The organism is Pseudoruminococcus sp. (genome assembly GCF_047012705.1).
Taxonomy (GTDB): domain Bacteria; phylum Bacillota; class Clostridia; order Oscillospirales; family Acutalibacteraceae; genus Pseudoruminococcus.
In genome coordinates this window covers 42,810-68,588 of the sequence record NZ_JBKXNW010000002.1, presented here as the reverse complement: position 1 = coordinate 68,588, position 25,779 = coordinate 42,810, and the positions used below count along the sequence as shown (strand labels likewise).

The 25,779-nt window shown below is 33.6% G+C and carries 22 protein-coding genes; 6 read left to right on the top strand and 16 right to left on the bottom strand.

From position 1 onward, the window contains the following. Positions 1 to 433: 433 nt before the first annotated feature. Positions 434 to 2,047 carry a DNA recombination protein RmuC gene (locus ACLU24_RS02205; protein ID WP_412610050.1) on the bottom strand — a complete coding sequence of 538 codons (1,614 nt, stop codon included), beginning with the start codon at positions 2,045 to 2,047 and terminating at the stop codon, positions 434 to 436. Between the two features lie 167 nt (positions 2,048 to 2,214). Between ACLU24_RS02205 and hisH the strand changes: the two genes are divergently transcribed. Next, a complete protein-coding gene (gene hisH, locus ACLU24_RS02200; protein ID WP_412610049.1) occupies positions 2,215 to 2,829 on the top strand; it encodes an imidazole glycerol phosphate synthase subunit HisH in 615 nt (204 codons plus the stop codon). A 12-nt stretch (positions 2,830 to 2,841) separates the two neighbouring features. Next, positions 2,842 to 3,603, top strand: a complete 762-nt coding sequence (gene hisF, locus ACLU24_RS02195; protein WP_412610048.1) for an imidazole glycerol phosphate synthase subunit HisF — start codon at positions 2,842 to 2,844, stop codon at positions 3,601 to 3,603. Between the two features lie 526 nt (positions 3,604 to 4,129). On the opposite strand, the gene ACLU24_RS02190 is transcribed toward hisF, so the two are convergent. The 12 genes from ACLU24_RS02190 to ACLU24_RS02135 all read right to left on the bottom strand — a co-directional run bounded on the left by ACLU24_RS02190 (position 4,130) and on the right by ACLU24_RS02135 (position 17,727). Continuing rightward, positions 4,130 to 4,771, bottom strand: a complete 642-nt coding sequence (locus ACLU24_RS02190) for an HAD family hydrolase (RefSeq protein ID WP_412610047.1) — start codon at positions 4,769 to 4,771, stop codon at positions 4,130 to 4,132. A 6-nt stretch (positions 4,772 to 4,777) separates the two neighbouring features. Further along, positions 4,778 to 5,452: a FadR/GntR family transcriptional regulator gene (locus ACLU24_RS02185; protein ID WP_412610046.1), complete on the bottom strand. Its 675-nt coding sequence runs from the start codon at positions 5,450 to 5,452 to the stop codon at positions 4,778 to 4,780. A gap of 14 nt (positions 5,453 to 5,466) precedes the next feature. Next, positions 5,467 to 6,162 carry an LrgB family protein gene (locus tag ACLU24_RS02180; protein WP_412610045.1) on the bottom strand — a complete coding sequence of 232 codons (696 nt, stop codon included), beginning with the start codon at positions 6,160 to 6,162 and terminating at the stop codon, positions 5,467 to 5,469. Continuing rightward, entirely contained in the window at positions 6,159 to 6,521 is a 363-nt protein-coding gene (locus tag ACLU24_RS02175) for a CidA/LrgA family protein (protein WP_412610044.1), read from the bottom strand. The genes ACLU24_RS02180 and ACLU24_RS02175 overlap by 4 nt, the downstream gene beginning before the upstream one ends. Positions 6,522 to 6,881: 360 nt before the next feature. Further along, complete coding sequence (locus ACLU24_RS02170) at positions 6,882 to 7,358, bottom strand: hypothetical protein (protein ID WP_412610043.1); 477 nt, start codon at positions 7,356 to 7,358, stop codon at positions 6,882 to 6,884. 169 nt (positions 7,359 to 7,527) lie between these two features. Further along, the gene (locus tag ACLU24_RS02165; RefSeq protein ID WP_412610042.1) at positions 7,528 to 8,880 is read right to left on the bottom strand and encodes an MATE family efflux transporter; all 1,353 of its coding nucleotides are present in this window, start codon (positions 8,878 to 8,880) and stop codon (positions 7,528 to 7,530) included. A gap of 318 nt (positions 8,881 to 9,198) precedes the next feature. Beyond that, complete coding sequence (locus ACLU24_RS02160; RefSeq protein ID WP_412610041.1) at positions 9,199 to 11,697, bottom strand: ABC transporter permease; 2,499 nt, start codon at positions 11,695 to 11,697, stop codon at positions 9,199 to 9,201. Further along, positions 11,697 to 12,365, bottom strand: a complete 669-nt coding sequence (locus tag ACLU24_RS02155) for an ABC transporter ATP-binding protein (protein WP_412610040.1) — start codon at positions 12,363 to 12,365, stop codon at positions 11,697 to 11,699. Before ACLU24_RS02155 ends, ACLU24_RS02160 begins: the two co-directional genes overlap by 1 nt. Before the next feature lie 196 nt (positions 12,366 to 12,561). Continuing rightward, positions 12,562 to 13,641, bottom strand: coding sequence for a sensor histidine kinase (locus ACLU24_RS02150; protein ID WP_412610039.1), 1,080 nt, complete (start codon positions 13,639 to 13,641; stop codon positions 12,562 to 12,564). Then, positions 13,634 to 14,329: a LytR/AlgR family response regulator transcription factor gene (locus ACLU24_RS02145; RefSeq protein WP_412610038.1), complete on the bottom strand. Its 696-nt coding sequence runs from the start codon at positions 14,327 to 14,329 to the stop codon at positions 13,634 to 13,636. The genes ACLU24_RS02150 and ACLU24_RS02145 overlap by 8 nt, the downstream gene beginning before the upstream one ends. A gap of 202 nt (positions 14,330 to 14,531) precedes the next feature. Continuing rightward, the gene (locus ACLU24_RS02140; protein ID WP_412610037.1) at positions 14,532 to 14,924 is read right to left on the bottom strand and encodes a zinc ribbon domain-containing protein; all 393 of its coding nucleotides are present in this window, start codon (positions 14,922 to 14,924) and stop codon (positions 14,532 to 14,534) included. 22 nt (positions 14,925 to 14,946) lie between these two features. Continuing rightward, complete coding sequence (locus ACLU24_RS02135; protein WP_412610036.1) at positions 14,947 to 17,727, bottom strand: CDP-glycerol glycerophosphotransferase family protein; 2,781 nt, start codon at positions 17,725 to 17,727, stop codon at positions 14,947 to 14,949. Between the two features lie 254 nt (positions 17,728 to 17,981). On the opposite strand from ACLU24_RS02135, the gene sigG reads away from it, so the two are divergent. The 3 genes from sigG to ACLU24_RS02120 all read left to right on the top strand — a co-directional run bounded on the left by sigG (position 17,982) and on the right by ACLU24_RS02120 (position 22,053). Further along, positions 17,982 to 18,764 carry an RNA polymerase sporulation sigma factor SigG gene (gene sigG, locus ACLU24_RS02130; protein WP_412610035.1) on the top strand — a complete coding sequence of 261 codons (783 nt, stop codon included), beginning with the start codon at positions 17,982 to 17,984 and terminating at the stop codon, positions 18,762 to 18,764. A 260-nt stretch (positions 18,765 to 19,024) separates the two neighbouring features. After that, entirely contained in the window at positions 19,025 to 21,091 is a 2,067-nt protein-coding gene (locus ACLU24_RS02125) for a glycoside hydrolase family 31 protein (RefSeq protein WP_412610034.1), read from the top strand. Between the two features lie 20 nt (positions 21,092 to 21,111). Beyond that, a complete protein-coding gene (locus ACLU24_RS02120) occupies positions 21,112 to 22,053 on the top strand; it encodes a transglutaminase domain-containing protein (RefSeq protein ID WP_412610033.1) in 942 nt (313 codons plus the stop codon). 79 nt (positions 22,054 to 22,132) lie between these two features. Here ACLU24_RS02120 and ACLU24_RS02115 read toward each other — a convergent pair whose 3' ends face one another. The 3 genes from ACLU24_RS02115 to proC form a co-directional block, all read right to left on the bottom strand. After that, entirely contained in the window at positions 22,133 to 23,062 is a 930-nt protein-coding gene (locus ACLU24_RS02115) for a hypothetical protein (protein ID WP_412610032.1), read from the bottom strand. Between the two features lie 88 nt (positions 23,063 to 23,150). Then, on the bottom strand, positions 23,151 to 23,801 hold the full coding sequence (locus tag ACLU24_RS02110) for a stage II sporulation protein M (protein ID WP_412610031.1): 651 nt from the start codon (positions 23,799 to 23,801) through the stop codon (positions 23,151 to 23,153). Between the two features lie 89 nt (positions 23,802 to 23,890). After that, a complete protein-coding gene (gene proC, locus ACLU24_RS02105; RefSeq protein ID WP_412610030.1) occupies positions 23,891 to 24,697 on the bottom strand; it encodes a pyrroline-5-carboxylate reductase in 807 nt (268 codons plus the stop codon). Between the two features lie 123 nt (positions 24,698 to 24,820). Here proC and ACLU24_RS02100 point away from each other — a divergent pair, with 123 nt between their 5' ends. Next, positions 24,821 to 25,777 (top strand): RluA family pseudouridine synthase, encoded by a 957-nt coding sequence (locus ACLU24_RS02100; protein ID WP_412610029.1) that lies wholly within the window; start codon positions 24,821 to 24,823, stop codon positions 25,775 to 25,777. Positions 25,778 to 25,779 lie beyond the last annotated feature (2 nt).

Genomic DNA, 25,779 nt, shown 5'->3' with positions numbered 1-25,779 from the left:
GTTAAGGGCTTTGCTCTTAAGCAGCGGGTCGCCGCCCCAAGACGCGGAATCGTTTTTTCAAGCAAAACCTCGACATCTGAAAGGGCGGTTTATTGCCACAAATAAAGAAATCACCAATGAATTACCAAAGGCTCCGCTGTAGGTAAATACCTTTGGAAACTGCAAGTTTTTAAGTGTCTTAGGAAAGTCTGTTAGTTAATCGGTAGTTCATTGGAAATTTCCTCGACCGCGTCAACAATTTTCTCTAATCCATCACGAGCGAGACTTGTCGAGCGATTTCGTGTCTTGTTCTGTGCGGTCACGCATCGTGTCTTGACGGCGGAGGTACTTCGCCTTGAGCAAAACTTTTATTTGTCTTTGGTAAGTTGGTAAACTAATCGTAGTAGCGAACTTTGTTCACCCGCTCGATAGTTTAGTCTTATGAAATTGGTAATCAGTTTATGTCTAATAACTTTTCAGCGTCTTCTGATGAATCGAGAGTTGCTACTGTACTTAGCCTACGATTTATAGCTCTTGTTCGAGTACCAACAAGCTTTTCAAGTTCATCATCGGCTTGTTTTAAGCGTTTTCTTGTATTATCAAGAACTCCCTCAAAGGTAGCAAATTCTTTCTTTGCTCCCTCAAGTATCTTCCATACTTCACCGCTCTTTTTCTGTATAGCAAGAGTTCTGAAGCCCATTTGTAAGCTATTGAGCATAGCTGCCATAGTAGAAGGTCCTGCAATATTGATTTTATATTCTTTCTGCAAAACTTCAACCAAACCCATATTAACTACTTCAGCATATAAGCCCTCAAATGGTAAAAACATAATCGCAAAATCAGTAGTATGCGGAGGGACAATATATTTATCATGAATACTCTTTGCACATCTCTTAATTTCAAGCTCGAGAGTTTTTCTTTTTGTTTTGAGTTCATCAGCATTTCCGCTATCATATGCCTCAAGCAAATTAGAATATGTATCGCCAGGAAATTTTGAATCAATCGGAAGATATACATATTCTCCGTCTTCCATACCAGGCAGTTTTACGGCAAAATCAACTTTTTCACTGCTGTTCGGCTTTACTGCAACCTGTTCTTCAAATTGTTCCGGAGCAAGTATTTCGCTAAGTATTGCGCCAAGCTGAATCTCGCCCATAATGCCCCTTGTCTTAACATTAGAAAGAACATTTTTGAGGTCTGAAACACCGGACGCAACATTTTTCATTTCGCCCAAACCCTCATAAACTTCCGCAAGACGCTTATTAACAGTTTCAAAAGATTTAGAGATTTTATCGTCAAGTGTTTTTTGAAGTTTTTCGTTTACTGTGTCATTGATTTTATCAAGGCTTTCTGCATTTGAATTGCGTATATCGTCAAGATTTTTAAGAATCTGCTGTCTTATTTTATCAAGACTTTCGGTATTTTCTTTTGCTGTATTATTGATTTTATCAAGACTTTCAGTATTAGAACGGCGTATATTTTCAAATGTTGCAAGAATATCTTGTCTGATTTTATCAAGATTTTCAGTATTTTCCTTTACTGTGCCGTTTATTTTATTAAGACTTTCGGTATTAGAATTGCGTATTCTATCAAAATTTTCAAGAACTTCCTGTCTGATTTTATCAAGACTTTCGGTGTTTTCCTTTACTGTGACATTTATTTTATTAAGGCTCTCTGCATTTGATTTGCGTATACTTTCAAGTGTTACAAGAATATCCTGCCTGATTTTATCAAGACTTTCTGAATTTTCCTTAATGAGAGCAAGCATTTTATTATCAATTTTGGCAAGTATCTCATTGGCTCGGGTTTGCTGTCTGCCTTGCTCATCTCTAAGGCTATCTCCAAGTATAGAAATTTGTTTTACAGTAGAATTTCCTTGTGATATAGATTGATTCATAAGAAGATTACTTTGTGCGTCAAGACTTGATTTCAGCATATCAAGCTTTTTGTTCAATTCCTCGATTTCACCATTGTTATTATTGCTTACAACAGTTTTGCCTGATTTCATTATCAAAAAAACAAGCAACGCAACAATAATAATACAGCATATTAAGATTACAATGTCCACTTAATCACATTCCTTTCAATATTTGTTTTATGATTTATATTATACCTTATAATCTCGACAAAGGCAACATTGTATATTATTTTCGTATTTTCCCTTATAATAAACAAGTCCTTGCAGACATAGGCAAAATATGATAAAATATTTTATATTGTAAAGGAGGGTTTTTAATGATTGCTGTTATAGATTATGGTGCAGGAAATATTCAGAGCGTTGTCAAAGCTTTGAAATTTATCGGCTGTGACTGCATTGTTACAAACAAAAAGGAAGAACTTCTCAAGGCTGACGGCGCAATTATGCCTGGAGTTGGCTCTTTTGGAGATTCTATGGATTCAATGATAAAAACAGGAGCTAAAGACGCTGTTTTGGAGTTTATTGAAAGAGAAAGGCCGTTTCTTGGTATCTGTCTTGGTTTACAGCTTCTTTTCTCCGAAAGCGAAGAAAGTCCAAACGCTAAGGGTTTAGGTTTGCTTGACGGTACAATCACAAAGATTCCTGCGGATACAGGACTTAAAATTCCTCATATGGGTTGGAACTCTCTTAAAATACTCAAACACGATGGAATCTTTAAGGGCATTGAGGGTGAGCCTTATGTTTATTTCGTACATTCTTATTTTCTTACTGCAAAAGACCAGAGCATAGTTTCTTCACAAACTGAATACGGCGTAAAAATTGATGCCTCAGTTCGCAAGGATAATATATTTGCTACCCAATTTCACCCTGAAAAAAGCGGTAAAGTCGGCTTGCAGATTCTCCAAAACTTCATTGATATTACAAAACGCTAAGGGGGTTTTAAAATGTACGCAAAAAGAATAATTCCCTGTCTTGATGTTAAAGACGGCAGAGTTGTAAAAGGTACTGAATTTGTTAATCTTCGTGACGCCGGCGACCCTGTTGAAGCAGCAAAAATCTATGACCAGCAGGGTGCAGATGAGCTTGTTCTTCTCGATATAACAGCCTCCTCAGACGCAAGAGGTATAATTGTTGATATTGTTCGTGCTGTTGCAGATAGCGTATTTATTCCGTTTACAGTTGGTGGCGGTATCAGAACTGTTGATGATTTTACAGAAATTCTTCGTGCCGGCGCGGACAAGGTTTCAGTTAATTCAGCGGCTATAAAAAGACCTGAAATCATCAACGAGGCAGCTTATAAGTTTGGTTCTCAGTGCGTTGTTACTGCGATTGACGCAAAACGCCGAGCAGATAACAGCGGTTGGGATGTATATATAAACGGCGGAAGAATAAACACTGGAAAAGATGTTCTTCAATGGGCTATTGAAGCCGAAAAGCGTGGTGCTGGCGAAATTCTTCTCACAAGTATGGATTGTGACGGCGTTAAGAATGGCTATGACCTTGAACTTACAAGAGCTGTTTCTGAAAATGTAGGTATACCTGTTATTGCCTCAGGCGGTGCAGGAAGTATGGAACATTTCTATGACGCTTTCACTGAAGGAAAGGCTGACGCTGTTCTTGCGGCTTCTCTTTTCCACTTTGGCGAGATAGCTATACCAGACCTTAAAGATTATCTTTCTAATAGAGGTATTTCTGTAAGAAAATAAAAATGCTTAGCTTAAAAGCTTTCCCTAAAACACTCAAAAGTTTTGCTCAAGGCGGAGTGCCTCCGCAGTCAAGACGCGGAATCGATCGACAAGTCTCGCTCGTGATGGATTAGGGAAGATTATTAATGCGGTCGAAAAAATTTTCAATGAAATACCGATTAACTAATAGACTTCCCTAAGATAATTAAAAGTTTCGCTCGAACCTTTTCAAAGGCTTGCGGTTTCCAAAAGTGGTCACCTACGGCGGAGCCTTTGTTAGTTCATTGGTAATTTCTTTATTTGCGGTAATAAACCGCCCTTGCAGATGTCGAGGTTTTGCTTGCAAAACCGATTACGCGTCTTGGGAGCGGCGGCTCGCCGCTTAAGACTTTCGGTATCAACAAACTACCGAATGGGCAAACAAAGTTTGCCCCTAGCAGCAAGCCGCCACTCCCAAGTGTCATCAAATTCATATTATAAAAAGCATAAATGGCTAATTTCGCTTTGAATTTTAGCCATTTATGCTTTATTTTTATCTATCGAAATTTTAAACTTTAAGTATATCGTTTGGCTTATCTATTGTAAGTTTTGCACCATTTTCAAGCAGATAAACCTTTTCACGAAATCCCCAAGTTACTATAATTGAATCCATATCAGCATTTTTGGCTGTCTGAATATCAACCTCAGAATCTCCGATATAAACTGCCGTTGATTTATCTGCATTAAGCTTTTTCAAAACCTCTAATACAGAATCAGGAGCAGGTTTTTTTCTTACATTTTCACGCTCACCTACTGCTATATCTATCAAACCCGGGAAATATCTCTCGCAAAGCTTTTGTACAGCATAATCTGCCTTGTTTGAAACAACGGCTATCTGACACTTCTCCGCTCTCAACTTTTCTATAATTTCAATTATATCATCATAAGGCTTTGTCTTATCCTCACAATGAACAGAATAATATTCCTGAAAGGTCTTATAAACCTTGTCTATATCTGCTTTTTCAGTATCAGTTGGTACGCCTCTTTCTACAAGCTTATATATACCGTTTCCTACAAATCTTCTTACTTCATCTATGGTTCTTTCCGGATAGTTATTTGTTCTCAGCGAATAATTCAATGCGTCTGCAAGGTCCTCAAGTGTATTAAGAATTGTACCGTCCATATCAAAAATATAAACCTTATATTTCATAATAAATCACCTCATAAAAAGTTCTTTTTCAATTATATCATAATGCTTATCTATTGAAGCTTCACATTTAGCCATATCTCTTTCTTTTATCGCAGAAATTATATCAATATGTACCTCTTTCAAAAGCTTTTTTGTATCACTATCAGCATTAGAAAGAACCTCATCTATCCACTCTCTATAAATATCCATAATAGCTTCCATAAAACATATCCAAAGCTTATTGCCTGTGGCATATACCAGTGAATAATGAAAAAGTCTATCTCGCTCAGCTTCGCCATATTTATCGGATTCAAAATCGAGTATTTCTGACATTTTATCAAGCTCATTTTCACTTATTTCAGATTCCATTACCACTCGGCAAACAGATTTTTCCATATCTCTACGAAAATGGCATATATCAAGCTTAGAAATGCTTTTAAGCAATATCATATATCGCAACATTTCAGACATCTGCATAGAAACATTATCTGTCAAGTAATTTCCTGAACCGTGAACACTTTTAAGTATTCCCATATGTTCTAAAATACGCAAGGCTTCTCTTGTAGAATTTCGGCTTATTGAAAGTTCTTCGGCTATTGCTCTTTCAGTAGGAAGCTTAGAATTTATAGTAAGATTTCCAACTTTTATTTGAGTGCGAATATAATCAATTACCTTCTCGTATTCGTGATTTTGTTCAGCCAAGCATTTCACCCCATTTATTTCAGAAACATAGAAAATACAGATGCTCCTATTACAGTAAGAATACCTGATACAACAATCGAAAGACTGCTCATAGCACCCTCAACTTCACCGATTTCCATAGCCTTTGATGTACCCATTGCGTGTGATGATGTTCCGAATGCAATTCCCACTGCGATAGGTTCTGTAATATGAAAAATTTTGCATACAAACTTGCCCATAATATTGCCTATAATCCCTGTGACAATAATAACAGCAACTGTAAGGTTAACATAGCCGCCCAATTCATCAGAAACGCCCATACCAATAGCTGTTGTAATAGATTTAGGCAAGAAGGTTACATATTCCTCGTGGCTAAGACTAAAGAAAACCGCCATAACAGCTACACTAAGCAATGATGTAATTACTCCGGTACCGATTCCAGCAATAACCGCCTTGATGTTTTTCTTCAAAAGTTCAAGCTTTTCATAAAGCGGAACAGCAAGACAAACTGTTGCAGGTGTCAACAGATAGCTAAGATACTTTGCTCCATAATTATAAGTATCATAATCTATGTGGCCTAAAGTAATAACAAGAATAGTTACAACAATCGAAATTAAAAGCGGATTTAAAATAGCAAGCTTTGTTTTTTTATTCAGCACAACTCCCAAACCATAAGCAAGTAAGCTTACTGCAACACCAAAAAATACTGAATTCTGAAAATAATCATTCATACTTTTTTCTTCTTTCTGTCCATTCTTATAATAACCTGTGTTACGATACCCGAAACTGCCATAACAATAATTGTAGATATAACAGTTATTACAGCATAAGCCAATAGATTTGATTGTATAGACCCCCACGATTCAACCAAGCCAACCGCTGCCGGAATAAACATAATCGGCATAATTTCTATAAGTAATTTTGCTGTTTCTCTGACATCTTCTGGCTTAATAATATGAAGCTTTAAGCATAGGAACATAAGTACAAGTCCCCATATGCTTGCAGGAATAGGCAAAGGTATGAACATATTCATAAGTTCGCCTATAAAAGAAATGATAATAATTATCCCGAATTGCTTTAAATATTTCATTATTCTCCTCCTAAATTGGTACTACCAATTAGTCTATACTCAAATAAAGTCCTTGTCAATGCAGATAAAATAATTTCTCTATTTTATATATAATCACCATTATAGGTTGATTTATATAAGCTACTTTTACAAAATAGGCATAAAAATATTGCACAGGCCAATTAAAACCAAGCCTGTGCAATTCAATTTTTACTTAAAATAATATATAATTATAAATTATATTAAATTCATTTAAAAAGCTTTTAAATTTTTTATCAAACCTTAACTAATCTTTTATTTTCTTCATTATTTCACTTATTTCTTCCCCATTTGGTTTATCTTCACTTTTCATACAATCAACCTTTCTTTTATTCTTATAAATCATATATAAAATCCTTTTGATAAAGTTAAATATACAGTATTATAATATATTATAAATATAATTAGAATCGCAACACAAAAAACAACCAGTCTTGTATATCGAGCCTTTTTGTAATATCTCAATTTAACCTCATCGCTAATATCAATTACAGAAAAAGGAATATAAACTGCTCTACGAATTCCTATGTTAGCAATTATTAAGGAATCAGCTATATTCAAAAGTCTATCTAAATCTGAGATAGCCAAAGATAAAGCTATAAGTAAAAATATTGAGGAATATAATACAGCCCTTATGATATTGGTATATGTACTATAATATATCAACAATTCTTTTCCGCACTTAGGGCAATTCGTAACCGTATCTAAACCAATAGCAGTTGCCGAACTTCGTTGTTTATAACTTATACAATACTCACCACAAGCAGGACAAGGCTGTTCGTAAAAATTAGCTATATATTTTTCAAATAGTTCACTCAATATAAACACCTATTACAATCATTATACACTACTTGACTATAATCTGTAAAAATATTTTATAAATATTATTTCTATTTTATACCAAACTAAAAAATAAAGGAGCGAACTATGTTCGCCCCCTCAGATAGTTACTTTCTTAAAAAGAAGAATTTTTTATTATATAAAACTCTTACTCATTATTTTTAATCATCTCAAGCTGTTTTTTAGATTTCAGAAAGTAATATACTACTCCTGTCATATCCGCTAATGCCCAACCAATAGGTACAGATACCCAAATCCCTATAACGCCTATCGCAGGAATTGCCGAAAGAATATATGCCAAAAGAACTCTTGTGCCTAATGAAATTACTGTAAGCACCACCGACATAAATGGCTTATTTACTGCACGATAATAGCCATATAGTAAAAATAGTATTCCAATTCCAATATAGCACGAACCCTCTATGCACAAATATACAACACCAGCTGAAATAATTTCTGTTTCCTCAGGATTTATAAATATACACATAAGCGGTTCTGCAAAAACTATTACCAACAAACTTATTATAGCACAGAAAATTGCTGAAGTAACAAAGGCACTTTTTATTCCCTTGCGAATCCGTTTTTGTTTGCCGGCACCATAATTCTGAGCAACATATGTAGAAAAAGCATTCCCGAAATCCTGTACAGGCATATATGCAAAGGAATCTATCTTTACAGCCGCCGCAAAAGCCGCCATAATTACTGTTCCAAAGCTATTTACAAGTCCTTGCACCATCAGAATTCCAAAATTCATAATTGACTGTTGCAAGCTCGTCATAACCGAAAGATTTAATATAGCAGAAAGATTATTTCTATTCCAGTTCATATCCTCTTTTTTAGGAATAAGTTGTTTAAATTTCTTGAAAGTATATATAGCTATACCTATTGCAGAAATAAACTCCGAAAAGACCGTTGCTATTGCCGCACCCTTAACTCCCCAGTTAAATACAAGAACACATAACAAATCTAACACAACATTCAATATAGCGGAAACCGCAAGAAATAGCAACGGAACAACGGAGTTTCCAATCGCTCTAAGCAAATTTGCAAAGTAATTATATAGAAATGTTGCCGTAATACCCAAAAAGATTATTTCAAGATAATCTCTCATCATAGCCTGAATTTCATTCGGAATTTGCAAAGCCCAAAGTATAAAATCCATACCAATATATACGATAATATTCAGAACAATAGACATTCCCGCAATCAAGCAAAATGACATAAAAACACTTTGACGCATTTTCTTGCTATCTCCGCTCCCATACTGCATAGAAATAGCCGCTCCACTCCCCATACAAAGCCCAATGATTATTGAGGTTAAAAAAGTCATAAGGGTATATGATGAGCCTACTGCCGCCAAAGCGTCTGAACCTAAATATCTGCCAACAACCCATGTATCAGCAATATTATACATTTGCTGTAATAGATTTCCAAACATTAAAGGCAAAGCAAAAAGCAAGATATTTATTGTTATTGGACCTTTGGTTAAATTTCTTTGCATTTCAACTATTCTCCCAAATCATATATAAAACTGTTTTCATTATAACATTAAACTCAGGATTTGCAAATTTCCCATAAAATTGTCTAAGGCACAGTCCGCCAATTTAGACTGTGCCCTAGTAATCTATTATATATAATGCTGTGGGGCTATTGTCACGAACATAGAGTCGTTGGCTCAGCCATAACTATTGCTATGGCATCAACTCTTATGTATAGCCGAGTTATTTTTATATTCACAGCTCATTTGCTATGAATACATTCTATCTGCCGAACCTTAGATAAACCTTAAAATTTCATATAAAATAAAAATTTTTTCAATTTATTCTACAGTATTCAGCTTTTCAATTATATTCTGATTAATAATAGAACGAACTGCTCGTTTTACTGCTATTCTACTTCCGGAATAGAGTAATATTACAGTTGCTACAAAAACGGGTGCGACATAGAAAAGATATATATCCCATAATTTGATATTTCTACCAAATATAGAGAAAAATGCTACTATTGCACTACCCAAAATAGTTCCTAATATAATTCCGGTAGTCAATGTACGATTTATTTCATTGATAATCAATTTTTGTACGGTTTCTATTCTCGCTCCTATCGCTCTCATCATAATATAGCTTTTAAGATTTGAGCAAACCTGAATATAACTCGAAAAAACAATCGCTATTAAAATTATTACTATGAATATAAATACACTAACAATAATTTGTAATGTTTCTAAATTCACTTGGTCATAAAATTCCCTCCGCATTTCTGCAAAATTATAGTATTTTGTTTTTAACGAGGCCGAATTAAGCGTATCAAGATTTTGTTCAAGTTCTTCTGTCCAATTTTTATCATCAGGTGCAAGATTTTTCAAAAGTAGATTATCATAATTCATACTTGGATAAACTGAAAAAATATATTCCGTAGATATAATAATTCTATCGCTGTCACATTGCTCTTTAGAATATGTTGCGGCAACTTTAACCTTAGCGACCTCAAATTTTATATGTTCATTTATATCTCTTTCAGTTGCATCTTTATCAGGAATTGGAATAATCATAGTAAATTCATCGCCAATAGAACATAAATCATCAGGTGCTATTACTTCTATTCCATTTTTATAGCCTTTCTCATCAAGCTTGCCATCAACAAACTTAAATTCGCTATCTATCAGTGAGTCGTATGATCGACACAAAATAGACATACATAATAATTGGTCTGTACCGTTATTATTTCCTCCTGCAAGTTTAATTATTTCATCTTTTTTACTATTGTTAAATACGAAATTATATTCCGGAGGACGCAATTCAACAGCATATTTATGTAGTAATTTATTTTCAGGATTTTTAGAAGTAAGATAAAGTACCCTGAAAAGCTCTGAAGATGAGGCGTCTATAACCTTTACCCTATCATCAGAAATAATTCTATCTGCCATTTTATGATTTATTCCGCTACCAATAGGAAAATCTATATAATATTCGTTGCTACTTCCTCCACCTAATGTATGTACAAAGTAATCCGCATTATTCGGAAAACCTTCCGGGTCGTAAAATGTTGAACCTCTTGCGGCAAACAGTGGTACAAAAGAACCGAATATAGACATTCCAACGCAGAAAAATATAATCATAATACAGGTTATATTTTGAAGTCTGTATCTTCTGCCATAAGCCTTATGCCAGCATTTTTTAATATTTGTCTGTGATTTTCTTGCCTTTCTTGGTGTGTAAATTGCTTCTCTCAACGGAGTATTTCTATAAAAACGACCAAGCAAAATATTAAACGAAATAACAATTACTAATATTCCAAGCAATGCGGTAGATATTAAGCTTACAAGATTCAAATTTATGAACATCTGCTTAGATGAAAACGACGATATAAACTGTAATAACCAGAGTACAATTATAGATGCAATGACCGCAATAGTTAAAGCACTTAACCATATTATTAAGCTTTGAATAAACAAAAATCTTCTTGATTTCCTTTTTGAAAATCCTATACATCTAAGTGAATTTAAATATTGCTCCTGCTCTTTAAAGAAATATACATAAACAGATATAATTCCCATAATAGTAGTAAAAACAAAGAATAAAGACATTGAATTTAAAATTAAACCGCTTGCTTTTAAATTTGAAGTATACTCAATTTTGCTGTCATTAAAGTAATAATACTCCGTATTAAGATTTCTTGATACATAAGAATCTTCCTTTGCGAATATATGAATATAGTTGGGAGTAACATCTTGATTTACTGTTAATATTGAAGGTATTAAAATATCTTTTGTTTCATCATTCAAATTCTTTAATTTATTGGAAAAATTTTTTGTGATTCCAGTTAAAATAAAGCTTTTCTTTTCTGATTTTCCGTCCGAATTTTTAATTGTAAATTCTACTGTATCACCTATTTCACTACTTAAATTAAGCTTATCATATGTACTCTTTTCTATTGCAACTTCATTTGCTGATTTTGGCATTTCTCCTGATATAAATTCAAGCGGTAAAAGTTTGTATACATTCTCATTTGCATCACCAATCCAAATATCATTTTGATTATCGTAAATTTTCCAAAGCCCTTTTAGAATACCGTTTCCTTCATCAATAAGTGTACTTTCATTTTCAGATACCGTAAACTTATCTACATTAAATCCAATATATTCATATAAACCATTTTTTATTTTTGCACTTTCTACAATAGTATATTTAAAACTATCACTGTACCAAAGAATAGTAAGAAAAGCAAACAAGAATAATGATATACATAAAACTATGCCTATACATCGTTTCGGATATGATTTTATGTACTTTTTAGTAAGATATAAATAGCTTTTCATTATATATCACCGCCCAAAATGCCATCACTTATTGTCATAATCCTTGAAAATCTTTTCGCTATATTTTCATCGTGAGTTACTACAAGAAGCGTAACTGAAAATTCTTTTGACATTTCAAACAAAAGGTCTATTACCGATTGTGTACTCTTTTTATCAAGATTTCCTGTAGGTTCATCACATAATAAAAGACAAGGTCTATTTATCAAAGCTCTTGCTATTGCTACTCTTTGTTGCTGACCACCTGAAAGCTGTCCCGGCAGATGATTTATTCTGTCTTTAAGCTCAAGGTGGTCTATAATTTTATCTACATATGACTTATTTATTTTCTTATTTTGAAGCATAAGAGGAAGAATTATATTTTCATATGCAGTAAGTTCAGGCAAAAGATTGAATGATTGAAAAATTACTCCGATATGTTCCATACGAAAATCATCACATTGATTTTGCGACATTTCAGAAAAATTGATATCGTCATAACTTATAATTCCACCAGTGGCTTGCTCAAGTCCTCCAAGTAAATGCAGAAGCGTAGATTTTCCAGAACCGCTTGTACCTGTTATTGCAATCTGTTCTCCATTGTTAATTTCAAAATTACAAGGCTTTAGTGCCTCAACTATAATATTACCCTGCTTATATGTTTTTGATAAATGTTTTGCTGATATTTTCATATAACCACCAACCTCACAAATAATACTTTATTAAATCTTCTTTCAATTCAATAATATATTTTGTACATAAAAAACACCTTCTTATATATAAAATAAAGCTGTTATATTTAAGTATATCGGATTGAAAACTTAATCCTTTCAACTTAAATATAACAACTTTTAATTTATTACAAAATAGCTTTGTGATAGTTGGTGCTTATTTTGTTATACTTGGTATTTTCAACATAACACTTACCTTAAATATTTTATCCTCCTCAGATATATTAACTATTCCATCATATTTTTCAGCGATATTTCTTACTGTTTTTATACCATACCCATGATAAAGCTTATCAGGTTTTGATGAAAATAGCTGATGATTATTTTCTAAAACTGATTTTTCAATACAGTTCATAAAAGTTAAAATATAATAAGCTCCTTTTTCGGACATCGCTATTTGAAGATTACGATTTTCAGGAGATATAGTCTCTAAGGATTCAATGGAATTATCACCAAGATTTCCCAATAATGAGATTAAATCAGAACCATTTATTTTCTTAAAACTGCTTTTTACAACAACCTTTATATCAATATGATTTTCTGTAGCTTTTTTATAAAGCACATTTAAAATAGAATTGAGATATAAATTATCCGTATTAAAGACATAAGATGTTTTATTTAATTCAGATTCGATATTTTTGCATAATTTCTGTGTCTCGCTTATGTTTTCATCTGCAAGTAATTCAGACATACATAATATCTGATTTTTCATATTATGCTTTATAGTCGCAATTTCTTCAATATATTTTCGAGCATCATCTATCTGCCTCTTATACATTTCCTGTTCAGTTTGCATAACAAGCTCTTTACTTTTTTTCTTACTATTTTTGATAATAGTATCAATAGGTATAATTATCAAAAAACTTATAATCATTGCCATAAGCACATATTTATAATAATCTATCTTGTTATAGTTCTGTTCCATAGGTTCTAAAGCTTCATAAAAGCATTTGCCGACTACTATAATAGCCACAAGCGGAAGTATTATATATACCAGCATATCTATATAATTTCGGTTTTTATATCTGATTTTTTTCCTGCGGTCTATAAGATACAATATCAAAACACTTAAATAAATCCACGATGTATAGACTAAAGCCTTGAGCTTATTACTTGATATGTACAAAAAATTATTATATATAATTTTGTCGGCGTAGAGATATAATGTCACAAAGACGACACCAAAAATCAATATCGAAAGAATCAACCATTTTATTATACGAGGAATCTTAGTCATTGATAAATGCACTCCTTTTAAGAAATTCCGACTTAACAAACTGAATTTTATTTCTGCTTACAGGCACTTTCATACCATTTGAAAGCAAAAGTTCTTTATCACTTATTAAACTAATATAATCAAGATTTACAAGATAGCCTATATGACATCTTATAAAACCAAAATCTTTCAATATATTTTCCAATGCTGAAATGGTATTTCTCTCTTTAAAATTTTCATTTTTTGTATGTACAATAATACTGTTTATGAATTTTTCTATATAGTAAATATCAGAAAATTTTATTTTAATAATCCCAGTATTGGTTTTAAGGGTTAAAAAATTGATACGCTGATTATGCTTTTCAAAGCGTTTTATAACGCTTATAAAATCCTCTTTCAATTTGTTTTTCCTTATAAATCCAAAGGAATCGGTGGCGTTATAAGCCTCAAAAACTAAAGCTTCTTTATTTGTAACAAATACAATCGCTGTATTATTTTCCTCATAATATTTAGCCGCTTGTATTCCGTTGATTTTGGGCATATCAATATCAAGAAAAATTAAATTATAATCTGTGTTTGATTTTAAAAGTTCATCAGCACTTATAAAAGTATCCACAATATCTGAATTATTTTTTGTATAGTCTTTTATCATCCTCGAAAAAAGTTCAATAAATTTTTTATCATCATCGCATAATGCTATTTTTAACATACTTAAACACACTCTTTATTTTAATAATCCTAATTATATATAAGTAATATACTTCATTTGTAAATCTATTCAATTATACTGTTAATGATATAAAATTACAAGCACTATTATATAATGAATAATCTCAGAACATAAAAAAGCATAATCCCCAGTTCTTTTTAGGGATTATGCTTTTTATCTTACTGCTGTTTAGATGAAATTTTTATCTGAGCATTTGTCCACAATGATCGCAAGTAATAGAATATCCATCAACAGGGGCACCACAATGTGGGCAGTAACTCTGTTGCTGTTGTGGTTGCTGTGGTTGCTGATATGGATTGTTGCCAAAATATGTATTTGGCTGATTATAATTATTTTGTTGTTGATATGGATTTTGTCCATTTTGTGACGGATATTGTGGGTACTGAGGGTATGAAGGTCCCATAACGGCAACTATAACTATACCCAATACTCCTAAAAGTCCAAACCACATATACGAACTTGGCAAACCTTTAGATTCTGCAATTTTTTTGCAAATCCATACAAATAATGCACATATGCCTACGACTAATGCAATCCAAAAAAGAAATATAATTAAAACAACAGCTATTTCCATAAAATAATTTCCCTTCGATAAATTATTTACCTGTTCTCATCTTATCCTTATCAACAATCTTCTGATAATCCATAATTTCCTTATATATACGCTCGCAGTTATTATGGTCATGGAAATTATAGAAATCATCAACTCTATCAATATATTTCTGCTTCATCTTACAGCCCTGACGCATATATTCGCAAAGAGTATCTACAAGCTGCTCTGAAGTTGTGCAAATTTCACCAAAGCCCATAGTATCGTAGAAGAAGCAACCGTCATCATAATGAGCGGGAAGTTCTGTTGGGTGGAAATATACAAGTGGCTTTTTCATATAAGCAAAGTCAAACTGTACACCAGAATAGTCAGTAACCATAAGACTTGATTCTGTAAGAATTTTCTCATAGCTTAAATCACCCACTGATGGTATAACCTCAACCGCACTATTTGGAGTATAATCCTTTGCCTGAGCACTTACAATCGGGTGAAGAAGATACTTAATCTTATAGCCACATTCCTTGGCTGTTGAGATAAGCTTTTCATTATTTATAAGGTCATTATAAATCTTATAATAAACTGTATTCTTGAAATCAGGATTATATGCTCTCTGTTCACCCTCACTTGTAGTAACAGGCATAGCATTATACATTCTCCATGTAGGAGAAAGCAAGATTTGCTTTTGGTCATTTGATACAAGTCCGTCATATCTGCCGATACCTGTAAGACGAACATAATCAAAGCCCTTATAACCATATGCATGGTGCATAAGGTTATTATACTCATACTTTGATGCGATAAAATAACGCTTTGTATTATCAACTATTCTCTGTTGAGCCATAGCACATTTCTGAACCGTAAGTCCATGCTGTAAGCACATTGTAGAGAAATTACAAAGTCCACGAATAAATCTTGAATACTCCATAGAATAGCCATTAAACGGGAAAGTATTGCTGTTTGTAATAAGGATTACATCAGCATTGAGGAAAGCCATCTTATGCTTTAATGAATGGTTTTTAAGTGGCTTCATACCGTCTTTTTTAAGCTTACGATAATCCGGAGTATTCTTATCTATAATATAGTAGCGAGTAATGCCGTCCTTATTTCCTTTACAGAAACGATAGAGATATTCACTCGAATCTCCGCCCTTATAGAGCTTATCATACATAATCCAAATTTTTTTATTTTTGAAATACGGTCTTGTAACCCAATAAGCAATTCTTCTGAGGAACATACTCTTACTCTGTGGGAAAGTATTTTTAAGGAAATTCATTTCCTTTTTGAAAGTATCCTTAGCGCTTGCCTTAGTTATAAGAATTGTGTTGCTGTCATAAACTGCTGTATATTCGTTAAATCTCCAATAAGCGCCCTTTGGTGAAGCTGTAAGCTTTGCCCAGTGATGTAAGAAAGAAATTCCAAGATTTACTCTTTCACCATTTACAACAGCATAGAAATACAATCTCTGTTTGTTTCTCGCTCTTTTGAGGTCCAGAGCTAAATGGAAAGTAAATTTCTTATAAGCGCTTATTCCAAAATATTTTGTAAGAGAATATCTGTCGTTATTTTCAAGCTCATAATCTACGCCGTTAAAGCTTGCATAGAGCTTATAGTTTTCAAAAGGCATAATTCCTCTGAAAGAACCGTCTATAACAAGCTGTCCGTTATGATATTCCATAACATGAATACCGACCTTGAGCGTACTTACTGCAAGCAACTCAACATCATTAAAGTTAATTCTGACATTTCTCTTGAAATATGTGTATGATAAATCTATATCGCCGTCATTTTTAATTCTCTCAAACATCAAAGCGGCTTCTGCACTATATTTCAGAATCTTATACTTATTCTTATTTAAGATAGTTGCGTCATCAATAAGGTTAAGAATTGCACGAACCTTTCTGAAGAAATCCTGAAGTTCTTCATCGTCCATTGTACGCTTATTTCTATTATCAAGGTTAGCAAGAAAACGGATTGCAATATGGAACATCGCTGCAACCTGAACAAATTCAGGTGTTTTGCCATCTTCGTCCTTAATTTCGCTCAAAAGCGGGATTAAAAATTCAGTTGTTTCCTCTGTATACCATTCCTTGAAATGTGCAGGAAGATAATACATAAATTGGTCTTCCTGTGGCATACGGAAGCTATAATAGCAATCAGAAACCGTCGATAGAGCCATTTTCTTGGCTTGAAGTCTTATAATATAATCATTTCCTGCATCATAATTAAGCTGTTCATTAAAGCGTAATTCTTTTGCAGTGCTTGTCTTTATAAAACAAGCATAGATTGAATCGTGAAAAAACTGCGGTGTTCTATGAAGGTCGATAATCATAGATCTATTATACTTTGAAAGATTGAAAAGATATGCTTCCTTACTTGTGGTAATAGCCTTATTTATACAATAAGCCATAGTGGAAACAACATCTGTTCCAGGCGTTTTTCTAAATCTTTCAAGTCCTGATGAAAGGTAATTATTGTTTATAATATCTCCGCAGTTAATTACTGTAAAAATATCTGTTTCAACAAGCGGTAATGCAATATTCATAGCTTTCGCAAGACTATCCGCAGGAGAACTTACCATATTAAGAATATTGCCAAAGGTTTTCTTATATTTTTCTTTTTCGCAGGTTTTTCTGCAAGATTTAGAATTTATACCATTTATAACAATAACCTTAATCTGATTTTGTTCAATATCTATCTGATCGAGAATCGAATCGAGAGTAGCACTCAGTTTATTTTTGAAGGTTCCGTCAAAAATTGGTACAATAACAGTCAATGCCGAAGGATTAAAGCTGCTATTAGTCATTGACATTGCTACTTTATAATCCATTTATATAGCCTCCGTAAAAATTCAATATCTAAGATATTATACCACAATTCTGACATATTTCAATCTTTACGAAACAATTTTAACTAAATATACAAAATAATGAATTATATTTCCTATTATACACTCAAAAAGCTACTGCATCTATATAAGATATGTTATTCATGTGTATATCAAACAATAAAAATCCTAAATCTGAATTAAGCCATACTTTCTTGCTAATACTAAAAAATATCAAAGAAAGTGGGGTTTATATAATGCAATTTTCAAAGGTTGAAATTTGTGGTGTAAATACATCTAAACTTAAAGTTCTTAGCGAAAACGAAAAAAAGGCTCTACTTAAAATTATGCACGAGGGAACTCCGGAACAAAGAAAACAAGCAAGAGAAGATATGATAAACGGAAATCTCAGACTTGTTTTAAGTGTTATAAAACGCTTTGCCAACAGAGGTGAAAACCCTGATGATTTATTTCAAGTCGGTTGTATCGGTTTAATAAAAGCGATTGATAATTTTGATAATTCTCTTGATGTGAGATTTTCTACTTACGGCGTACCTATGATAATAGGAGAAGTGAGAAGATTCCTTAGAGATAATAATGCCATAAGAGTTAGTCGCTCTATGCGTGATACAGCATATCGTGCAATGCAGGTAAGAGAGCGTATCACTGCCGAAAAAAATCAAGAACCTTCTGTTGAAGAAATTGCAAAGGAACTTGGCATAAAAAAAGAAGAAGTTGTTTTAGCTCTTGAAGCGATAGTAGAACCTGTGTCATTATATGAACCCGTCTTTTCCGACGGAGCAGACACTATTTATGTAATGGACCAAGTCGGTGATGCAAACGACGATATGAACTGGCTCAATGAAATAGCACTAAAAGAAGCTATCCGCTCACTTGAACCGAGAGAAAAGCGTATACTTTCCTTAAGATTTTTTGCAGGAAAAACGCAAACAGAGGTTGCAAAGGAAATCGGAATAAGTCAGGCACAGGTATCAAGGCTCGAAAAAGGTGCATTAGAGAAAATTAAAAACGAAATTTAGAGGCAGTAATGTAATAATCAGCGAATTATATTTGATTTTTTAGAAAGCATCTGATTTATCATACCGTATGCTTTTTGTCATCAATTTTTTTATCAATAGTGCATAAAAAATTGTAAATAGTGGATACAATGTCTTGATTTTATCTAACTATATGATATAATCATATTAAGAACTTTAAAAATAATTCTTTTTAAAAAATTTATAAAGACTTGATTTTTATATGATTTTTTAAATAACATATTTTGGAGGGTAAGTCTGATATGATAAAAAAGTATATTTATGGTTCTCCGATTGAAACAGGTGCGGTTGTAGTTAATATCTTTCCGGAAAATGATAAACCTGATATGTTCTATGAAGAGGACTATAAGCCAAATTGCCTCGAATTTGGTATGACTGACGCTGATATTATATATGGTCTTGGTGAAGCTAATCGTGGAATAAATAAGCGTGGATATATTTATACAAGTTTCTGTAATGATGACCCTGTTCATACAGAAGAAAAACGCTCACTCTATGGTGCTCATAATTTCATATTAATTGATGGCTTTGAGCGTTTCGGTGTTTTTGTAGACACGCCTTCAAAGGTTACATTTGATATCGGCTTTACTGACAGTAATATACTTTCTATTGATTGTGAAAACGGAAATTTTGCTCTTTATATTATTACAGGCGAAAGTCTTTACGATATTGTAAGACAATTCAGAGGACTTATCGGCAGAAGTTATATTGCTCCAAAATGGGCTTTTGGTTTTCAACAGAGCCGTTGGAGTTACCGTACGGCTGACGATGTTCGCAAGGTTGTAAAAAAATATCGCGAGAGCGGTATTCCGCTTGACGCAGTATATCTTGATATTGATTATATGGAGCGTTATAAAGATTTTACAGTTGATAAAAAATCCTTCCCTAATTTCAAGGAATTTGTTTCAGAAATGAGAGATGAAGGTATTCATCTCGTTCCTATTATAGACGCTGCCATTAAAATTGAAGATGGCTATGATGTTTATGTTGAGGGTGTTCGTGATAATCATTTCTGCAAAACTGCTAATGGAAGTGATTTTACCGCTGGAGTTTGGCCCGGAAAAACACATTTTCCTGATTTTTTAAACTCAAAAACCCGTAAATGGTTTGGAGATAAATATAAAACTCTTGTTGATGACGGAATAGAAGGTTTCTGGAATGATATGAATGAACCGGCAATCTTTTATAGCGAGAAGGGTTTGGCATCTGCACTTGAGGCTGCAAAAGAGGCACAAGGAAAAGATTTGGATATAAATTCATTCTTTGAATTAAAGGATAAATTCACAGGTCTTTCCAATAGCGACAAGGACTATGCATCTTTTTATCATAATATGGACGGCAAGGTTCTCTGCCACGAACTTGTGCATAATCTTTATGGTTATAATATGACTCGTGCTGCTGCGGAAGCTTTTGAAAGATTCGACCCAAATAAGAGAATGTTGATTTTCTCAAGAGCGTCATATATCGGTATGCACAGATATGGCGGTATCTGGACAGGCGATAACCAATCATGGTGGGCTCATCTTCTTATGAATATCAAACAAATGCCATCGCTTAATATGTGCGGTTTTCTTTATACAGGTGCAGACCTTGGTGGTTTTGGCGGTAACTGCACAAGAGATTTATTGCTCAGATGGCTTGCTTTCGGAATATTTACTCCACTTATGAGAAACCACTCAGCCCTCGGAACAAGAGCTCAGGAATGCTACAATTTCGGTAGCACAGAAGATTTCAAGAATATAATTTCAATCAGATATAGTATGATTCCATATATTTATAGCGAATATATGAAAGCGGCTCTTTCTGATAAGATGATGTTCAGACCGCTTTCTTTTGATTACCCTGAAGATAGTTTTGTATCTTCTGTCGAAGACCAACTTATGTTTGGTGACGGACTTATGCTCACTCCTGTATATACTCAAAATGCAAGGGGAAGATATGTATATCTGCCTGAAGATATGCTTTATATTAAATTCACAAGTCCAACACAAAGAAAATATGCGCTTCTTCCAAAGGGTTATCATTTTATAGATGTCGCATTGAATGAAGTACCACTCTTTATGAGAAAAAATAAACTTCTTCCACTCTGCAAACCAACAGACCGCACAGACAATATTGATACTTCTCGTTTTGAAGTTATAGCGTATGCAGATAAGCCTTGCGAATATGTTCTTTATGATGATGACGGCTACACCACAGATTATGATAAGCCTGAACATTTCGATTCTATCGCAATCAAGGAAGATGATAACGGTAAGCTTGTAGTATTTTCTAATAAGCAAATTGTCAAGGTATCATTATTTAATTAAGGGTGATTGCTCTGAAAAAGATGATAATTTCTTTAATTCTTGCATTCCTTACAGCAATACCACTGACAGCATATGCTTATGAGGGTAACTCAAGAGCATATATTGAGCAGCTTATCGTTGATAAGCTTGAAAGCTTCAATGATGAAATTGATATAAGCGGATATAATATCCAAAAAAATGATGTCAGCGAAATTGTTACAAGTATTATAGAGAAAAATCCTCAATTATTTTATGTTGAAAAGGAATATAAAGTAAGCTATTCGGAGCAAACCGACGAAGCCATCTCAATATACTTTTCATTTAAATACAGCGATTCTGAACTTGGAATAAAGGTTAATGATTTTAATTCAAGAATTCAACTTATAACTGATGAGATTATGAAATCAGAAACCGATTTTGATAAAATACATTCCTGTCACGATTATATAGTAAAAAATTATAGCTATGACGAAACTAAGGGAAGTTCTGATGTATACAATATGCTTTTGACTGGTCAAGGCACTTGTATGGCATATACCGGACTTTTCGGCTATGTTATGAAGCAGTGTGGCATAGAAAATACTACTGCTAAAAGCGAACAACTTAATCATATATGGAATGTAGTTAAGCTTAACGGGAAATATTACAATGTAGATGTAACCTGGGATGACCCTATTGGCGGAGTATCATTTTCAATAAGTCATAAATATCTCTTAAAAAGTGATTACTATTTTGATTTGCATAAACACGAAGGCAGAGAATCTGAAATTGATTGTACAAGTACGCTCTATGATTCTTATAAATGGTCTGATGAGGGTATTCTTACTCAGGTTGAAGATGTAGATGATGTATTTGAATATCTTACAGCAACAATGCCGGCAATATTCATAGTATCGGTCATAAGCATTATTATAATAGTAATAAGCATTATAATAACAGCTATAAGAAAACGCAAAAGAGGAGATTCCAGCCCATATTATTGATTAAATATTTCAGCTATATAAAAAGTCCACAGCTCATTATTATTTGAGCTGTGGACTTTTAAATTTTGTTTAAAATTTGTTATTGCTGTGACTCCTCAGATGCTTTGATTTTCTCAATCATTTTCAAAACCGTTGCTCGCTTAACCATCTTTCCATCTACATAAACATATTCGTTCGGGTCGCCCTCAGCATATTCTTCAAGTTCTTCTGCCGTAAGCTGTGGTAGCATAACTTTTTTTTCTTCCTGTGGCTTTTTCTCTGTTTTAGAATCAATAACAAAATCCTTTATTGCAGGATATGAGTTATAACCAATTACAAGAAAAATAAGAGTTGGCAAAATAATAAGCACAAGTGCCGCAAGAACACAAATAACAATAGTCATATCAGAAATAAGAATAGTTACAGAAAATATCAATGCAAATATAAACAACATTGCTAATAGCGTTTTTACATTCTGAACTATCGCCATAAATGAAAGCAAAAGCGAGTTTTTGAAAATATCTATTGATTTCAGCTTTACTGTTACCGTCATCATACCCATATTAAAGGTCATAAAAAGATAAATCAGTGCAACTATTATGCTTGCTACTAATGCGGAAATTATGAGCGGATTTGAAAGGTCGCTCCGATAAAATTCAAACGCAAAATAAAAACCGGTGAAAACAAGGTAATGTATTATTCCCTGTATAAAAAACTGAAACGCATTATCCTTAATACCACGCTTAAACTGCTCTACAATTTTTATCTTTTCACCCTTGGCTATGTTTCTTACTATATAGAAAACACCTGCCGAAAACGGTGCAAGCAATGGAATAACAAGCATTACAATAAATACATAAATTCCGCCGAGCAGATATGATATTAAGGCTATGATTCCGGCTATTATTACAAGCGGTATATCAAGCAATAAATTTGTAAGAACAAGCTTTTTAAAATTCTCTGTCAGAACATTGGTGAGAAAATCAATTAAAGCACCGTTCTTTTCAGGCTTACTGTTAGAATTGGACATTATTATTTCTCCTGAGTTTTAATAGTCCTGTCGATATCCGCTATGTCAAGATAAGCTTATTCGACAAACTATTTTATATTATATCACTTCAAGAAAAGGAAAACAAGCCCGAAAATACAAGCGAAAACAGCATATCTATAACAGATGCACCTGCAAGAACTATCAATGCCCAAAATATTCTTACTATGTAAAGTCGAAATTCTCCCGAAATATCAGATTTATATCCTCTTAGCGAAGTCATAATATCCCAAGAAAATCTGAAACTCTCTTTTGATATTATAATTAAAATCAAGGCTGAAATAAACGCCCCCGGAAGTACAACAAGAATATTATAGAAAATTCCTGACGCACCATATGCGGCATACATATAGCCTGTTGAAATTCCAAAACCAAAACCTTTAAATAGTGGTATGGCAGGCAGGACGAAAAAGCCCCACGAAGAAATTCCAAGCAGAAATGTTGCAAGCAGCAGCAAAAATCCAGAGGCAAAGCTTGCAGAGAAAACCGAAAACAAGCCCATATTACGCTTATTTTCAAAATCTGTCAGAAATAGAAAATCAAGCTTTTCTATAAGTGACTTGTCCCCATTTCTTGCACAGATAACGCCTAAAATTACTCCAACGAGCAAAAATAAGCACAGCAACAGAAACATAGCATTTTTTCTGATGTCAAATTTCGGTCTGTTGCGTCTGAAAAGATTTTTTAAAAATTTTGGTTTTGTAAAAACTATGCCCTTCATAATTATTTAACTCCTCTACCTGTTTTACATCTCGTTAAATAATATGAAGGGCGGATATGTTTTATGACCTATAAAATATCTACAAAGACTTATTTGCCTAATTCTTCAGCTCTCTTTGTGCAAGCTGCCATTCCCTCTTTGATTGCCTCAGGAATACCCTTTGACTTCATTACATCAAGTGCAGCTATTGTTGTGCCACCCTTTGATGAAACCTTTTGAATAAGTGTTTCAAGAGTATCTCCGCTCTCAAGAATCATATGAGCACTGCCCTCCATTGTCTTTGCAATAAGTTTAAGAGCAGTTTCGCCGTCAAAGCCAGCCTCCTCGGCATATTGTTTCATTGCTAAAGCAAAAAGATAGAAATATGCTGGACTACTGCCGTTTATAGAAATAACCTCATTCATCTTGCTTTCTGGGAAAAGGCAAACCTCTCCGCTGAGTGAGAACATCTTATAAATTTCGTTAAAGTCTTCATCAGAAATATTCTCTGAACGGCACATAGCTGTTGCACCATAGCCGAGCAAAAGTGGAGTATTTGGCATAACTCTTACAGCAGGACAATTTACACCAAGAGTTTCTGTAACATAGCTTATAGAAATTCCTGCAGCGATTGTTACGAAAACCTTTTCTGCTGTTACACTTGATTTAATACCAAGAAGAACTTCTTCGTAGTTCTGTGGCTTAACTGCAAGAACGATAATATCGCTCTTTTCAACAGCCTCATTAGCACTTGCACAAGCATTTACACCCTTTTGCTTCATAATATCAAGCTTTGCATTGTCTAAGTCAAATACATAAATCATAGATGGTTCTTTTGCCTTATTGCCAATCATTCCGTTGATGATTGCAGTAGCCATATTGCCTGCACCGATAAAGCCTATTTTCTTATTACTCATTATAAGCCCTCCAAAATCTGTTTTTCTTTATGATAATACATTTATCTGCAAAAATCAAGGACTGCCTTGCAGTTGTCTGCCCTAAATGATATAATCGTATCAAAAGACTTTGAGAGGTATAATATGAGAACAATAGAAATTGGTAAAAATGATGCCGGACAGCGTCTTGATAAGTTCCTTACAAAACGCTTCAAGACTATGCCAAAGGCTCTTATGTATAAATATATCCGCACTAAATATATCAAGCTCAACGGCAAACGCTGTGAAATTTCTTCAAGGCTTAATGAGGGAGATATTCTTACTCTTTATATTAAGGACGAATTTTTCGAGCCGCAAAAGGCAGAATATGACTTTATGAAAGCTCCTTTAAAGCTTGATGTTGTATACGAGGACGAGAACATTCTGCTTATTGATAAAAAGCCCGGACTTATTGTCCACCCTGACGAAAACTATCACTTTGATTCAGCTCTTGCAAGAATACAGCATTATCTTTACGAAAAAGGTGAATACAATCCAGAGCAGGAAAATTCCTTTGCTCCTGCACTTGTCAACAGAATTGACCGCAACACAGGCGGTATCGTAATCGCCGCAAAAACAGCCGAGGCTCTGCGAATACTCAACCAAAAGATGAAAGACAGGGAGCTTATTAAACTATATCTCTGCATTGCTGTCGGAAATTTTGAGAAAAAAGCTGACACAATGACCGCCTATCTCGAAAAGAACGAAAAACAAAATCGTGTGTATATCAGTAGTAAGCCTCGTGAAGGTGCAAAGACAATTAAGACAAAATATAGTGTTCTTTCTGAAAAGAATGGTTTGAGTCTTGTTGAAGTTGATTTACTGACAGGGCGTACACATCAGATTCGTGCTCATATGGCTTATATAGGACATCCTTTGCTCGGCGATTCAAAATACGGCAAAAACGAATACAACCGCAAAAGTGGTTATAAATATCAGGCACTTTATTCATATAAGCTTGTATTTAAATTTACAACTGACGCAGGCTGTCTTGAATACCTCAACGGCAAAAGCTTTGAGGTCAAGAATATATGGTTCTTAAATGAATTTAACGATTTATAATA